This is a genomic window from Curtobacterium sp. MCLR17_039 (assembly GCF_003234745.1).
GTDB classification, from domain to species: domain Bacteria; phylum Actinomycetota; class Actinomycetes; order Actinomycetales; family Microbacteriaceae; genus Curtobacterium; species Curtobacterium flaccumfaciens.
The window spans coordinates 18070-31690 of the sequence record NZ_QKTF01000004.1; the positions used below are offsets into that span (position 1 = coordinate 18070).

Annotated in this window: 14 protein-coding genes; 6 read left to right on the top strand and 8 right to left on the bottom strand. The window is 72.4% G+C overall.

From position 1 onward, the window contains the following. Window positions 1-22 precede the first annotated feature (22 nt). Complete coding sequence (locus DEJ00_RS05730; RefSeq protein WP_181440089.1) at window positions 23-901, bottom strand: LysR family transcriptional regulator; 879 nt, start codon at window positions 899-901, stop codon at window positions 23-25. A gap of 81 nt (window positions 902-982) precedes the next feature. Between DEJ00_RS05730 and DEJ00_RS05735 the strand changes: the two genes are divergently transcribed. Together DEJ00_RS05735 and DEJ00_RS05740 are read left to right on the top strand one after the other, a co-directional pair. After that, complete coding sequence (locus DEJ00_RS05735; protein ID WP_111056685.1) at window positions 983-2272, top strand: MFS transporter; 1290 nt, start codon at window positions 983-985, stop codon at window positions 2270-2272. A gap of 130 nt (window positions 2273-2402) precedes the next feature. Beyond that, window positions 2403-3008, top strand: coding sequence for a hypothetical protein (locus tag DEJ00_RS05740; protein WP_146247877.1), 606 nt, complete (start codon window positions 2403-2405; stop codon window positions 3006-3008). Window positions 3009-3277: 269 nt separating this feature from the next. On the opposite strand, the gene DEJ00_RS05745 is transcribed toward DEJ00_RS05740, so the two are convergent. After that, a complete protein-coding gene (locus tag DEJ00_RS05745; protein ID WP_083404300.1) occupies window positions 3278-4192 on the bottom strand; it encodes a cation diffusion facilitator family transporter in 915 nt (304 codons plus the stop codon). A gap of 48 nt (window positions 4193-4240) precedes the next feature. On the opposite strand from DEJ00_RS05745, the gene DEJ00_RS05750 reads away from it, so the two are divergent. Beyond that, window positions 4241-4909: a DUF4166 domain-containing protein gene (locus DEJ00_RS05750; protein WP_111056687.1), complete on the top strand. Its 669-nt coding sequence runs from the start codon at window positions 4241-4243 to the stop codon at window positions 4907-4909. Window position 4910: 1 nt separating this feature from the next. After that, complete coding sequence (locus DEJ00_RS05755) at window positions 4911-5888, top strand: epimerase (protein WP_027464973.1); 978 nt, start codon at window positions 4911-4913, stop codon at window positions 5886-5888. On the opposite strand, the gene DEJ00_RS05760 is transcribed toward DEJ00_RS05755, so the two are convergent. Beyond that, the gene (locus DEJ00_RS05760) at window positions 5857-6837 is read right to left on the bottom strand and encodes an EamA family transporter (protein WP_111056688.1); all 981 of its coding nucleotides are present in this window, start codon (window positions 6835-6837) and stop codon (window positions 5857-5859) included. The genes DEJ00_RS05755 and DEJ00_RS05760 overlap by 32 nt on opposite strands. Before the next feature lie 72 nt (window positions 6838-6909). On the opposite strand from DEJ00_RS05760, the gene DEJ00_RS05765 reads away from it, so the two are divergent. After that, window positions 6910-7824 (top strand): LysR family transcriptional regulator, encoded by a 915-nt coding sequence (locus DEJ00_RS05765; protein ID WP_111056689.1) that lies wholly within the window; start codon window positions 6910-6912, stop codon window positions 7822-7824. Between the two features lie 114 nt (window positions 7825-7938). Here the strand turns inward: DEJ00_RS05765 and DEJ00_RS05770 are convergent, their stop codons facing one another. From DEJ00_RS05770 to DEJ00_RS05790, 5 genes are all read right to left on the bottom strand, one after another. Continuing rightward, the gene (locus DEJ00_RS05770; RefSeq protein WP_258373555.1) at window positions 7939-8745 is read right to left on the bottom strand and encodes a L,D-transpeptidase family protein; all 807 of its coding nucleotides are present in this window, start codon (window positions 8743-8745) and stop codon (window positions 7939-7941) included. Window positions 8746-8747: 2 nt separating this feature from the next. After that, entirely contained in the window at window positions 8748-9971 is a 1224-nt protein-coding gene (locus DEJ00_RS05775) for a hypothetical protein (protein WP_111056691.1), read from the bottom strand. Between the two features lie 149 nt (window positions 9972-10120). Beyond that, on the bottom strand, window positions 10121-11506 hold the full coding sequence (gene purB / locus DEJ00_RS05780; protein WP_071246260.1) for an adenylosuccinate lyase: 1386 nt from the start codon (window positions 11504-11506) through the stop codon (window positions 10121-10123). Continuing rightward, window positions 11503-12015, bottom strand: coding sequence for a low molecular weight protein-tyrosine-phosphatase (locus tag DEJ00_RS05785; RefSeq protein WP_017886476.1), 513 nt, complete (start codon window positions 12013-12015; stop codon window positions 11503-11505). Before DEJ00_RS05785 ends, purB begins: the two co-directional genes overlap by 4 nt. Before the next feature lie 47 nt (window positions 12016-12062). After that, window positions 12063-12461, bottom strand: a complete 399-nt coding sequence (locus tag DEJ00_RS05790) for a phage holin family protein (RefSeq protein WP_111056692.1) — start codon at window positions 12459-12461, stop codon at window positions 12063-12065. Window positions 12462-12522: 61 nt separating this feature from the next. Between DEJ00_RS05790 and DEJ00_RS05795 the strand changes: the two genes are divergently transcribed. Next, window positions 12523-13602, top strand: coding sequence for a histidinol-phosphate transaminase (locus DEJ00_RS05795; protein ID WP_111056693.1), 1080 nt, complete (start codon window positions 12523-12525; stop codon window positions 13600-13602). Window positions 13603-13621 lie beyond the last annotated feature (19 nt).

The following is a 13621-nucleotide window of genomic DNA, read 5'->3' on the forward strand; positions in this document are numbered from 1 at the left end:
AGCACACCGACCACGCCCCGCGTCACCCCACCCGCGCCGCCACGATGTCGCGCGCCAGCGTCCGGACCGCTCGACTCGGCTCCGGGGACGTCCGGACCGCCAGACCGATGCGGAGCGGCTCGACCTCGTCCTCCAGGTCGAGCACCGCACCGTCGTACCGCACCCCCGAGTCCGGCACGACCCCGACGCCGAGCCCGGCCGAGGCGAACCGGATCACGGCGGGCATGTCGTTCATCTCCGCGACGATGCGCCGCCGGATGCCGAGCCGCTCGAGTGCCCCGTCGAGGATGATCCGGTTGCCGAACCCGTGCGCCGTGTCGACGAAGGGTTCATCGGCGAGTTCGGCGAGCGACACCGACGACCGGCCGGCGAGCGGGTGGTCCGACGCGGTGAACACCCGGAACGGCATCTCCCGCAACGGCTCCACGACGACGCCGGCGGGCACGGTGGGCAGGCCCGTGTAGGCGATGTCGAGCCGCCCGGCGACCAGGTCCTGCACGAGCCCGGTCGTCCCCGACGGCGAGGTCATCAGCTCCACCGCGACGAGCGGGTGCTGCCGTCGGAACCGCTGCAGCACGCCCGTCAGGTCGACGATGTCCATGCTCGTGAAGATGCCGAGCCGCACCCGCCCCCGCAGGTCGGCGTCGTCGGCGGTGGCCAGGTCGCGCATCCGGTCGAGGGACTCGAGCACCGCGCGGGCGTGGGGGAGCAGGTCCAAGCCGGCCGGGGTCAGGACGAGCCGTCGGCCGGTGCGGTCGAAGAGCCGCACCCCGAAGCTGCGCTCGAGCGAGGCGATGCCCGCGGACACCGTGGACTGCGCGGCCCAGAGTCGTTCGGCCGCCCGGGTGACGCTGCCCTCGGCGGCGACGGTGACGAACTGTTCGAGCAGTCGGGTCTCCATCGTCCGAGTATCGAACAGATCGATCGTGCACATCAAGCGCATCCGTTGGACTCGATGCACCCCGAGCGCGATCATCGGAGCATGTCAACCGTCACCGACACCCCGACGGGCACCGTCCCCGCCACCACCGCCGCTCCCGCATCCGCGAGCGACCGTGTCGTCGCCCCGCGCGGACGCCGTGTCCACACCCGTCGGCGCCACGGTTTCGGCTTCTGGGTCGTCGCCTTCGCGTTCCTCGCGGTGATGGCCTTCGCGACCGTCCCCGCGCCCCTCTACGTCATCTACCAGGCCCGTGACGGGTTCCCGACCTTCACCACGACCGTGATCTTCGCGGCGTACGGGGTCGGGGTCGTCGGGTCGCTGTACCTGGCGGGACACCTGAGCGACGTGCACGGGCGGCGCCCGCTCATCCTGGTGTCCATCGCCCTCGAGCTGGTCGCTGCCGTGCTGTTCCTGCTCTGGAACGACGTCACCGGCCTCATCGTCGCCCGGCTCGTGACCGGCCTCGGTGTCGGGACGCTGACGGCGACCGCGACGGCGCACCTCGGTGAGCTCCGGGTCCGTGCGACCGGGTCGAGCGACTCCGCGAAGGGGGCGAGCGTCGCCGCCGGGGCGGTGAACCTCGGCGGGCTGTCGCTCGGCGCCCTGGTCGGTGGAGCGCTCGCCGAGTTCGTCGGGCAGCCGCTCATGGTCCCGTACGTGGTGTTCGTGATCGCGCTGGCCATCGCGTTCGTGCTGGTGCTGGCCGCACCGGAGACGGTCGGCCGCCCCGAGCAGCCCGTGGCCTACCGCCCGCAGCGCATGCAGGCTCCCGAGGGCCAGGGAGCTGCGTTCTGGGCAGCCGGTGCAGCAGCGTTCGCGGCACTCGCCGTGCAGGGCCTCTTCACGTCTGTCGCGCCGAGCTTCCTCGGCACCACCTTCCACGTCACCGACCGCCTGGCCGCCGGGGCCACGACCTTCGGGGTCTTCGCCGCGAGCGCGCTCTCGCAGATCGTCTTCGCCCGGCTGTCGCAGCGTGCGCAGATCCGGCTCGGCATGGTGCTGCTGGTCGTCGGGCTGGTCGTCCTCGCCGTCGCCGCGGTCCTGCTGCAGGTCGCCGGGTTCATCGGCGGCGGGGTCGTCGCGGGCGCCGGGGTCGGCCTGCTGTTCCGCGCCGCGATCGGCAGCGCCGCAGCACTGGTCGGGCCGGAGCGTCGGGGCGGCGTGCTCGCCGCCACGTTCCTCATCGCCTACGCCGGACTCACCGTGCCGGTCGTGGCCGTCGGGGCGGCGCTGCTGGTGATCCCGACGCTCCCCGTCCTGATCGGGTACGTCGTGCTCGTCGCCGTCCTGGCCGTCGTCGCCGGCACCCGGCTGGCCGCGCGCGCCTGACGCGCCACGGGCCTGGCGTCCGCCCGTCGCCTCCCGGAACCGGGTTCCGGACACCGGACCACGCGATGGCGCGGTGCCGTGTCCGGAACCCGGTTCCGTCGTGCGGACGCACTCCCGGCATACTGGGTGCGTGCCCCGGAACCGCAACCGTCCCGTGATCACGGGGATCGCGGCCGTGGTCGCCGCCGGTCTCCTCGCCGGCGGGCTGTTCCTGACGGCACGGCAGGGTGCGGACGACCCGACCATCGGCGCCGGCTCGGCCTCACAGACCCCGGTCGATGCGCCGACCGCCGCCGGTGACGGCACCGTCACGATCACCCGCACCGGGCCGGACATGCCCGGCAGCACGGCGCTCGGCCGGTGCGACACGACGACCCAGGCGGCCGTCGCGCAGTACGAGACCGAGGCCCTGGGCCGCGTCACCCTGCAGTGCGGCACCGCTGCCCAGGGCTACGAGCACATCCGGGTGCGGCACACCGCCGACTGGCAGGACGTCGTCTCCGGGCACGGCTCGCGCGACTGGGACGACGCCATGCTCACCGCGGTGCAGACGGCCCTCGAGGACCCACGCCCCGGGTTCCCGCTCGACGCCGGCGACGGCAAGGTCTGCTACGCCGCACCCGTCCGGTTCGACGACGGGTCACGCCCCGACGACGAGCCCTTCGTCAAGGTGATCGTCTCGGCCACCACCGACCGGGTGATCACGGCGTACCCCACGCGCACCGACGACTGCTGACGCCGGCGCTGTCCGCCCGTTCTGCGACAGACCACGCTGCCCACTGACGTCGAACGACACCGCCGTCGTCGTACGACATCGACGCTGTCGCAACCACCGCCACGCAACAGTCCGCGTCTGCACGAAGCGACCCTGTCGTCGTCGTACGACGTCGACCTCGTCGTTCCGCGTCGTCCCCCACCGCCGCAGCGTCCAGACACCCACACGCCCACACGCCCAAACGTCGAGACGCCCAAACGCCGAGACGCACACACGCCGAGCGCGCGACCCTACGCGTGCACCTCGTACTCGTGCCGCCGGTGCGACGCCGGCTCCAACTGGAACGTCGAGTGCTCCACCGGCACGTCGAAGTGCTCCGCCACGCACCGCTGCAGCTCGTCGAGGATCGCCGGGGCGTGCGCCGTCGAGAAGCAGTGGTCGTCGACGACCACGTGCGCGGTCAGGTTCGGCACCCCGGTCGCCACGAGCGTCGCGTGCAGGTCGTGCACGGCGATGACGTGGTCGAGCTCGAGGATGTGGCCCCGCACGTCGTCGAGGTCGAGCCCCGGCGGCGTCGACTCGAGCAGCACGTTCGCGGTCTCGCGCAGCAGCCGGATCGCCCGCGGCAGGATGAGCAGGCCGATCAGGATCGCGGCGACGGAGTCCGCCCGCTCCCACCCGGTCAGCATGAGCACGACCGCGGCGATGATGACGGCCACCGACCCGAGGGTGTCGTTGAGGACCTCGAGCCGGGCGGCACGCGACGTGAAGCCCTCGCCCGAGGCCCGGAGCAGCACCGCGTAGGCCACCAGGTTGCCGACGAGTCCGACGATGCCGAAGACGAGCAGCGGCCCGGAGTGGATCTCCTCCGGCACGACGAGCCGCTGGACCGCCGAGATGATCACGTAGACGCCGACGGCGAGCAGGATCGCGGCCTGCGCGGTGGCCCCGAGGACCTCGGCCCGCTGGAAGCCCCAGGTGCGCTGTGCGGTCGGCGACCGGCGGGCGAGCCGCGTCGCGACGAGTCCGATGCCGAGTCCGCCGGTGTCGACGACCATGTGCCCGGCGTCGACGAGCAGTGCGAGCGAACCCGTGACCACGGCGCCCACGACCTCGGCGAGCAGGATGCCCGCCGAGATGCAGAACGCGATGAGCAGGGCGCGCTCCGAGGCGTGCCCGACGCCGTGCCCGTGGTCGTGTCCCATGTGCGACATCGTAGGGATCCGCACTGACGACATGCCAGGATCGTCAGCGTGAGCCGGTCGCCCTACGAGCTGTCCACCCCACCCGAGGTGCTGGCCCGGCTGCACCCCCGGCTCCGGACCTACTTCGCTGCCGTCCCGCCCGGACACGTCGGTCGCGGCGAGGGCGTGTTCACCGTGGTCGGCACCCCGCGCCGGTGGGTCTGGCCGGTCCTCGCGTGGTTCGCGCGCGACGCCGTCATGTTCCCGGTGTGGGAACGGGACGTGCCCTTCACCGTCGAGAACCGCCCGGCTCGCGTCCGTCGTGGACCCGGCACCGGCCTGGAGGCCCGCCCCGCCGTCCGCGCGCACCGCACCTTCCGGTTCCGCTCGGGAGCCCGCACGATGGTGGACGCCATCACCGCCGAACCCGACGGCCTGGTCGACCACCTCGGTCGCCGCGGGCGCGTCAGCGCGCGTCTGCGGGCGCAGGTCGACGACACCGGTCCGGACGCGGGCGCCCTGCGCCTGGTCTCCACGCGCGTGACGTTCCGTGCGCTGGGACGCGATCTGCGCCTCCCGGCCGCCCTGAGCCCGTGTGTGACGCTCACGGAACGATTCGATGACGAAGCCGACCTGCAGCGCGTGTCCCTGGTGCTCACCGCGCCGGTGGTCGGCACGCTGTACCGGTACGAGGGGGCGTTCCGGTACGAGATCGCGCCGGACACAGAACGGGGATGAGATGAGCGACGAGAAGGGCCGCGTCGTGATCGCGGGAGCGAGCGGCTTCGTGGGGCGGTACCTTCGGGACGCCTTCGCGGCAGAGGGCTACCGGGTCGTCACCATCGGCCGGACCGGCGACGCGGTGTGGGGCAACACCCTGCGCATCCGGGAACTCGTCGACGGTGCCGCCATGGTCGTGAACATGGCGGGCAAGAGCGTCAACTGCCGCTACGGCCGACGCAACCGTGCGGAGATCATGCGCTCACGGGTGGACACCACGCTCGAGCTCGCCGAGGCCATCCGGACGTCGGAGCACCCGACGCCGCTGTGGATGAACGCCTCGACCGCGACGATCTACCGGCACGCCGACGACCGCCCGCAGGACGAGACCACCGGCGAGATCGGCGAGGGGTTCTCGGTCTCCGTGGCCCGCGCGTGGGAGGACGCCTTCTTCGGCGCCGACCTGCCCGGCACCCGTCGTGTGGCGCTCCGGATGGCGATCGTGTTCGGCGACGGCAGCGCCCTGCTGCCGCTCCTCCGGCTCGCGCAGGCCGGCCTCGGCGGGCCGCAGTACGACGGGCCGTGGGTGCCGACGCGCTCCCGGCTCCGCGCCGGCACGTACCACCACCACCGGCCCACGCACGGTCGGCAGCGCTTCAGCTGGGTGCACATCGCCGATGTCCTCGGGTCGATCCGGTTCCTCCGCGACCACCCGGAGATCGAGGGGCCGGTGAACCTCTCGAGCCCGAACCCGTCCGACAACCGCACCGTGATGGCGACCATCCGCGACGCCGTCGGACGCCGGTTCGGGGTACCGACCTGGCGGTGGATGCTCGAACTCGGGTCGTTCGCGATCCGCACCGAGACCGAACTCGTGCTGAAGAGCCGGTGGGTGGTGCCGACCCGGTTGACCGAGGCGGGCTACGAGTTCCGGTACCCGCACCTGCGTGGGGCGCTCGCCGGGATCATCGCGGAGCGCCGCCAGCACCGGGGCTGAGCACCGGCACCGGGACCCCGTCGACCGGAGCTGGTGTCGGTGCCCGATCCGGCGCCGGGTTCCGGCCCGGTCGCGGCCCGCGGTCCCGCGCCGGACGCGACGACCACAGCACGGCGGCCACGACGACCGCGCCGGCGAGCACCTCGACCAGGTCGGGCACCTCGCCGAAGGCCGCCCACGACGCGAGCACCCCGACCACCGGCACGAGCATCGAGAACGGCGCGACCGTGCTCGAGGGGTAGGTCGCCAGCAGCCGCGACCAGATGCCGTAGCCCACCAGGGTCGCGACGACCACGATGTAGAGCAGGCCGAGGTCGGCCGGCAGCGCCGCCGGCGTGAACGCCGTGCCGAGTGCGGCCCCGATGCGGTCCGGTCCCTCGACCACGAGCGACAGCACGGCCATCGGCACGGGTGGCACGACCGACCACCACAGGGTCAGGTGCAGCGGGTTCGCGGCGCCCGCCCGCCGGGTCGCGACGTTGCCGATCGCCCACCCGAGGGCACCGCACAGCGCGAGCACGACGGGCAGCAGCGCGGCGGTCTGGGAACGGTGCAGGGCGATCGCGGCGAGGGCGGCCACGGCGACGGTGACCCCGACGACCTGCCGGCCGGTCAGCCGCTCGCGCAGGAACACCCCGGCCAGCACCACCGTGAAGGGCGCGGAGGCCTGCAGGACGAGCGAGGCCAGCCCCGACGGCATGCCGGACGCCATGCTCAGGTACAGGAACGAGAACTGCAGCACGCCGAGCCCGAGGCCGACGAGCAGCAGTCGCCCGAACGGGATCCGCGGCCGCGGCACGAACAGCAGCGTCGGGACCGCCAGGATCGTGAACCGCAGCGCTGCGAGCAGGAACGGCGGGAAGTGCTCGAGCGCGAGTGCCGTCGCGGGGAAGTTCAGTCCCCAGACCACGGCCACCACGACGGCGAAGAGACGGTCACGAGCGGTCATGCTCCTCATCGTCCCGGCCAGTACGTTGTAGGTCCATCGAAACCTTCGCGAAGCACGATGTAGGGTCCCTGCATGGTCGACTTCGACGTGCAGCTGCTGGCGGTCCTCCGCGAGCTCGCCGAGCGTGGCAGCGTCACGGCCGTCGCCGAGGCCACCCACCGCACACCCAGCGCAGTCTCCCAGCAGCTGCAGACGCTGCAGCGGCAGGTCGGGGTCCCGCTGGTCGAACGCGTCGGGCGCGGCGTCCGCCTGACCCCGCACGGCCAGGTCCTGGCCGGCCTGGCACCCGGGGTCGCGACCGCCATCGCCCGGGTGGACGCCGCCTGGCAGGAACACCTCGGCGGCACGACCGGACCGGTGTCCCTGGCGATCTTCCCGTCCGCCGCCGAACTGCTCTTGCCCGGCGTGCTCACCCGGATGCAGGCGCACCCCGGCATCGCGCTGACCCTGGTCGACGTCGACGTCAGCGAGGGGGAGTTCGCACCGCTCGCCGCCGACCACGACGTGGTCGTCGGGCACCGGTCGGACGGTGTCCGACCGGCGGACCAGGGATCGGTCGACACCGTGCCGCTCCTGCGCGAACCGCTCGACGTCGCCCTGCCGCCCGGGCACGCCCTGGTCGGCCGCGCACGCGTGGGCATCGACGAGGTCGTCGGGGAACGCTGGATCGGCGTGCCGGAGGGCTACCCGATCGACCGTGTGCTGCACGCGATGGCCGCGGCGACGGACACCCCGCCGAGCGTCGCGTTCCGCACGATCCACCTGCCGGTCATCGAGAACCTGGTGGCGGCAGGGCACGGCATCGCACTCGTCCCGCGGTACACGTCGGGCACGCGGGCCGCCGGGCGCTTCCACCTGGCGGAACTCGCCGACGTCCGTGCCGGACGCCGCATCGAGGCACTGGTCCGCCCCGACCGTGCCGTCCGGCCCGTGGTGCGCACCGTCCTGGAGGCGCTGGTCGCCGAGGCTCTGCACGTCACCACCTGAGACGGTGGCGCCCACCGCCGGGCGCACGCCGTGCCTCCAGGCCGCGTCAGCGCACCTGGAACGTCAGCGCACCTGGAACGTCAGTGCCCCGGGAACGTCAGTGCCCCCGGAACGTCAGCGCACCTGGAACGGCGTGCCGAGCGGCAGGAGCTCCGCCAGGGCCGTGATGTCGGCGTTGTGCATGCGGATGCAGCCGTGCGAGGCGGCGGTGCCGATGCTCGACGTGTCCTCCGTGCCGTGCAGCCCGATCTGGCCCGGGCCACCGCCGAAGGAGTTGAGCACGTCCGAGAACGCGGTCGTGCCGTACGCGTACGGGCCGTAGCCCTCGTTCGTCGGCGCGAGCAGCTCGGTCAGCGCGAACCGGCCGGTCGGCGACGGGGTGCCGCCGGTGCCGGTGGCGACGGGGTAGCTCTCGACGACCTTGCCGGCCTTGTAGAGGTCGAGGGTGTTCGTCGAGCGGGTGACGACGATCGCGTACGGGTCCTCGGACAGGGTGACGGCGCTGGCCGGTACCCAGCCCGTGCTGCCGTTCGGGCGCTGTGCGAGCTGCACCTCCACCCAGCCGTCCTGCTGGTCGACGACCCGGAAGACGAGCGGGGCGCCGGAGGCCTGCGGGTTCTCGAGGGTCTGCGTCGCCGTGCCGCCCGCGCTCGCGCTGACCGGGACGGACGCGCCGCTGACGGCGGCGACGGTGGTGCTGGCCGGGGCGTCGAGCGCGTCGACGGGTGCTGCCGACGGGGTCGGCTCCGGTGCCGTCGTCGGAGTCGGCGTCGGCGCCGCAACGGACCTGCTCGGGGTCGGGGCGGGCGCGGCCGACAGGGGGCCGAACGCGACGAACGCGACGGCCCCCGCACAGACGACGGCCACGGCGGCGGCGATCACAGTCGCACGCCGCCGTGGCTCGGTCGGGAGGATCGGCAAGATCAGCCCGTGAAGTTCGCCGTTCCGGGCACCGGTACGGCGACCGGTGCCGTGCCCGCGTCACCGGCAGCGGCCGGGTCGGCGGTGACGGTGAGCGCGGCCTGAGCGGCCTGTGCGGACGAGGCACCGACGAGACCGACGCTGTAGGCGCCGGCGGTGTTCACGAAGTCGGCGGGCAGGACGATCGTGCCGGAGACGTTGCCCTCGGCGTCGGCGCGGAACGCGACCCCCGGGATCTCGGTGCCCTGGGCATCGGTGCCGACGCCGGCGCCGACGGTCTCGCCCGGAGCGAAGCCCGAGCCCTGGATGCGGACACCGGTGGTGGTGGCCGCGGTCAGGGTCGCGGTCGGGGTGAGGAGCTCGGCGGCCGCGGTGGGCTGCGGCGTGAAGTAGGTCGTGGTGTCGTCGACGCGGAGCGCGGAGACCGAGCCGCTGGCGTCGGCGGCGAGGGCCTGGCCGGTGACCTCGAGCGGGGCGGCGAGGCTCTTCAGCTCGGTGCCGGGCAGACCGGTCGGTGCCGGAGCGCCGTCCACGGTCGGGGCCGGGGTGGGCTGGTCGGTCGGTGCGGGGGTCTCGGTCGGCCCGGTCGGCGGCGGGGTGATCCCGCCGGCGATGTCGATGCCGACGTAGACGACGTAGCCGACGACCTCGGCGTCAGCGTCGCGCAGGTCGGCTGCGAGCTCGGCCGTCGACTCGACGTCGCCGGTCGTGGGGTCGATCCAGTTGCTGGTACCGCTGACCGTGCCGCCGCCGTCGGTGACGGGCGCGTCCGTGGCGAAGACCACGGACTGTGCGGTGGAGTCGTCGCCCGCCTGGACCGCGAGGCCGAAGGTCGTCGCACCGGTCGTGGTCATGCTGATCCCGGCGGCGAGCGCGGGGACGGCATCCGGGGCCACCGGCGTGTTCAGCCCGCGGACCAGCGCGACGGCCTCGCCCTCGGAGACGGACAGGCCGTCCTCGTCGAGCGTGGCGTGGTCGGTGATCGAGCCGCCACCGCCCAGGTCGTTCACGGACGCCCAGTACCACTGGTCGGTCAGCGGGAAGGTGCCGGTCGGCGCGGCGGTGAAGTCGTCGGCCGAGTCGGTCCAGGTGACGATGGCCGAAGCGGTGGAGCTCGTCACGAGGGCGGTCGAGACCGTCGGGACGAGGGCGGCGGAGACGCCGAGCACGGTGGCGCCGACGGCGGCCGCGGTGATGCGAGAACGAAGCACGGTGTGGAGATCCATCCGATCAGTGGGCAGGGTGCATCCACTGCGACGCCCCCGTGCTGAGATCTATTCAGCACCATGAACCTATCGAACCGCTCAGGATTCCGCACCCCGGGAAGCGGATCCGACGACGAACCGGCGGCCGACCGGCCGCCGGTTCGTCGTGCTCAGACGTCGAGGTGGTCGACCAGCTCGTCCGCCAGGCCCGTGTAGGTCGCCGGCGTCAGGTTCGTCAGCCGGGCCTTCGCGCCGTCGGAGATGTCCAGACGGTTCACGAACACGATGAGGTCCTGCTGGCTCACCCGCTTGCCCCGCGTGAGCTCCTTGAGCATCGCGTAGGGGTCCTCGATGTTCGACTGCCCGGCGGTGACCTCGGCACGGATGACCGTCTGGATGGCCTCGGCGAGGACCTCCCAGTTGTGGTCGAGGTCGTCGGCGAGCTTGACCTCGTTCACGGCGATCTCGCCCAGACCGCGGCGCAGGTTGTCGAGCGCGAGCAGCGAGTGCCCGAACGCGACACCGATGTTCCGCTGCGTGGTGGAGTCGGTCAGGTCGCGCTGCAGTCGGCTCGTCACGAGGGTCTCGGACAGCGTCGAGAAGAGCGCCGACGAGATCTCGAGGTTCGCCTCGGCGTTCTCGAACTTGATCGGGTTGATCTTGTGCGGCATCGTCGACGACCCGGTCGCACCCGCGACGGGGATCTGCGTGAAGTACCCCATCGAGATGTAGGTCCACACGTCGGTCGCCAGGTTGTGCAGGATCCGGTTGGCGTGACGCACCCGGTCGTAGAGCTCGGCCTGCCAGTCGTGCGACTCGATCTGCGTGGTGAGCGGGTTCCACGTCAGGCCGAGGCCCTCGACGAACTCGCGGGACAGCGCGGGCCAGTCGGCCTCGGGGTCAGCGGCGAGGTGTGCCGAGAAGGTGCCGGTCGCGCCGGAGAACTTGCCGAGGTACTCGCCGCCCTCGATCTGGGCGAGCACGCGCTCGAGCCGGTAGACGACGACCGCGAGCTCCTTGCCGAGCGTCGTCGGGGTGGCCGGCTGACCGTGGGTGTGCGAGAGCATCGGCACGCTCTTCAGCTCGACGGCGAGCGTCCGGAGCTTCTCGAGCACGGCGCGGAAACCGGGCAGCCAGACCTGGTCGACGGTGTCCCGCACGGTGAGTGCGTAGGACAGGTTGTTGACGTCCTCGCTCGTGGCGGCGAAGTGGGTGAGCTCGGCGATCGCGTCGAGCCCGAGCTCGGACAGCCGGCGGCGCACGAAGTACTCGACGGCCTTGACGTCGTGCCGGGTCGTCGCCTCGATGTCGGCGAGCTCCGCGATCTGGTCCTGGCCGAAGGTCGAGACGATCCGGCGCAGTGCGGCCTTGTCGTCGACGCTGAGCGGTGAGGTGGTGAACATCGCGTGGTCGGTCAGGAAGATGAGCCACTCGACCTCGACCACGATGCGCGCGCGGTTGAGGCCGGCCTCGGAGAGGTGCTCGCCCACCGTGTGCACGATCGGGTAGTAGCGCCCGTCGAGCGGGCTGATCGGCTGCGGGGGAAGGGGGGTCATGGGGCTCCCTGACGGACTGCCGGCTCGAGCTGGTGGAAGAGCGCCCGGCAGGCCCGTTCGACGGTCGAGAGCACTCGGTCGAACTCGTGCCGGTCCGCGTAGTACGGGTCCGGCACGTCGGCCTGCTGGGGCCAGGCGGCGTCGTACCGCAACAGGAGCGTCACCTTGGCGGAGTCGTCCATGGTCGGGGCCCACGAACGCAGGATGCGCTCGTGGGAGCGGTCGAGTGCGACCACCAGGTCGAGGTCCGGGAACCGGTCCGGGTCGAACTGACGGGCGCGATGCCTGCTGCCATCGTATCCGCGCGCCGCCAGCGCTGCGATCGTGCGCTCGTCGGCGGGTTCCCCGACGTGCCAGTCACCGGTGCCGGCCGACTCCACCTGGAACCGGTCGGCGAGGCCGGCGTCCGCGGCGATCTGCGCGAAGACGACACCGGCCATGGGGGAGCGGCAGATGTTGCCGCTGCAGACGAACGAGACGCGGAACGGGGCGTCGACGTCCTGGGTCATGAGCACATCATGACGCAGGGCGGGGTCCTCCGCGAGGCCCGCCGGGGTCACGCCCGCTGGCGGTTGAGCACCGGGCGGACGAAGAGCCCGATCAGCCAGGCGAAGACCGCGAGCACGAAGGCACCGACGATGCCCCAGCCGAAGGAGTCGACCTCGAGGCCGAAGCCGAACGCGTCCGAGATGCCCGCGACGATGAGCAGCAGGATCGCGTTCACGACGAACGAGATGAGCCCGAGCGTGAGGATGTAGATCGGGAACGCCACGATCCGGATGACCGTGCCGATCACCGCGTTCACGAGACCGAACACGAACGCCACGAGCAGGAAGGTGAGGACGGTCGCGGTGGTCCCGCCGTCACCGAACGGCGTGACGGAGACGCCGCTGACGATCAGCGTGGTGAGCCAGAGCGCGAGGGCGTTGACGACGAGGCGGACGAGGAATCGCATGCGCCCATGATGCCCTCGCTTCCCCTCGTGGGTGCCGTGGGCCTGCCGGTAGCCTGAACCCGTGAGCGAGCAGCGTGTGCACATCCGGCCCGAGGTGGCCGTCCTCCCCGCGTACAAGCAGGGGCGACAGGCGTCCGACTCCGCCTTCAAGCTGTCGAGCAACGAGAACCCGTTCCCGCCGCTCCCCGGGGTCGTCGAGGCCGTGCAGGCCCAGACCTCGTACAACCGGTACCCCGACGCCACCGCCCTCGCCCTGCGCGCCGTGCTGGCCAACCGCTTCGGGCTGACCGCCGAGCAGGTGCACGTCGCGCCGGGCAGCGTCGCGATCCTGCACGAACTCGCCCGCGCGACCTCCGGCCCCGGTGACGAGATCGTCTACGCGTGGCGCTCGTTCGAGGCGTACCCGGGCGTCGTCACGGTCGCCGGCGCCACCAGCGTGCAGGTGCCGAACCGCGCCGACGGCGGGCACGACCTCGACGCGATGGCCGCGGCCGTCACCGAGCGCACCCGCATGGTGCTCGTCTGCTCGCCGAACAACCCGACGGGGCCGATCGTGACCGCCGCGGAGTTCGACGCGTTCATGGCCGCGGTGCCGCAGTCGGTGCTGGTCGTGCTCGACGAGGCATACGCCGAGTTCGTGACGGACGAGGCCGCCGTGCACGGCCACCCGCTGCTCGCCGCGCACACCAACCTCGTGGTCCTCCGCACCTTCTCGAAGGCGTACGGGCTCGCCGGGCTCCGGGTGGGCTACGCGCTCGGTCCGGACTACGTGCTCGACGCCGTCCGTGCCTGCGCGATCCCGCTGTCCGTGACCGCCCAGGGCCAGGCGGCGGCGCTCGCCAGCCTGGAACGCGAGGCCGAGCTGCTCGAGCGCGTGACCGAGATCGCGGCCCTGCGCGACCGGATCGTCGTCGAGCTCCGTGCCCAGGGCTGGGACGTCCCCGACGCCCAGGGCAACTTCCTCTGGCTGCCGACGGGTGAGCGGACCGTCGCCGCTGCGGCCGCGTTCGAGGACGCCGGCATCATCGTCCGGGCCTTCCCGCCGGAGGGCATCCGCATCTCGATCGGCGAGCACGAAGCTGTGGAAACGCTCCTTCAAACAGCCCGCTCACTTGTGGGGGACCTCCAGGTGGCCGACTAGTGCCTGGCGCTACGCTGGC

Bases quoted from the DNA above. Each gene is read 5' to 3' on its own strand.
- DEJ00_RS05730 (WP_181440089.1), bottom strand. From the start codon at position 901: ATGGAGACCCGACTGCTCGAACAGTTCGTCACCGTCGCCGCCGAGGGC.
- DEJ00_RS05735 (WP_111056685.1), top strand. From the start codon at position 983: ATGTCAACCGTCACCGACACCCCGACGGGCACCGTCCCCGCCACCACC.
- DEJ00_RS05745 (WP_083404300.1), bottom strand. From the start codon at position 4,192: ATGGGACACGACCACGGGCACGGCGTCGGGCACGCCTCGGAGCGCGCC.
- DEJ00_RS05755 (WP_027464973.1), top strand. From the start codon at position 4,911: ATGAGCGACGAGAAGGGCCGCGTCGTGATCGCGGGAGCGAGCGGCTTC.
- DEJ00_RS05760 (WP_111056688.1), bottom strand. From the start codon at position 6,837: ATGACCGCTCGTGACCGTCTCTTCGCCGTCGTGGTGGCCGTGGTCTGG.
- DEJ00_RS05765 (WP_111056689.1), top strand. From the start codon at position 6,910: ATGGTCGACTTCGACGTGCAGCTGCTGGCGGTCCTCCGCGAGCTCGCC.
- DEJ00_RS05775 (WP_111056691.1), bottom strand. From the start codon at position 9,971: ATGGATCTCCACACCGTGCTTCGTTCTCGCATCACCGCGGCCGCCGTC.
- purB (WP_071246260.1), bottom strand. From the start codon at position 11,506: ATGACCCCCCTTCCCCCGCAGCCGATCAGCCCGCTCGACGGGCGCTAC.
- DEJ00_RS05785 (WP_017886476.1), bottom strand. From the start codon at position 12,015: ATGACCCAGGACGTCGACGCCCCGTTCCGCGTCTCGTTCGTCTGCAGC.
- DEJ00_RS05790 (WP_111056692.1), bottom strand. From the start codon at position 12,461: ATGCGATTCCTCGTCCGCCTCGTCGTCAACGCCCTCGCGCTCTGGCTC.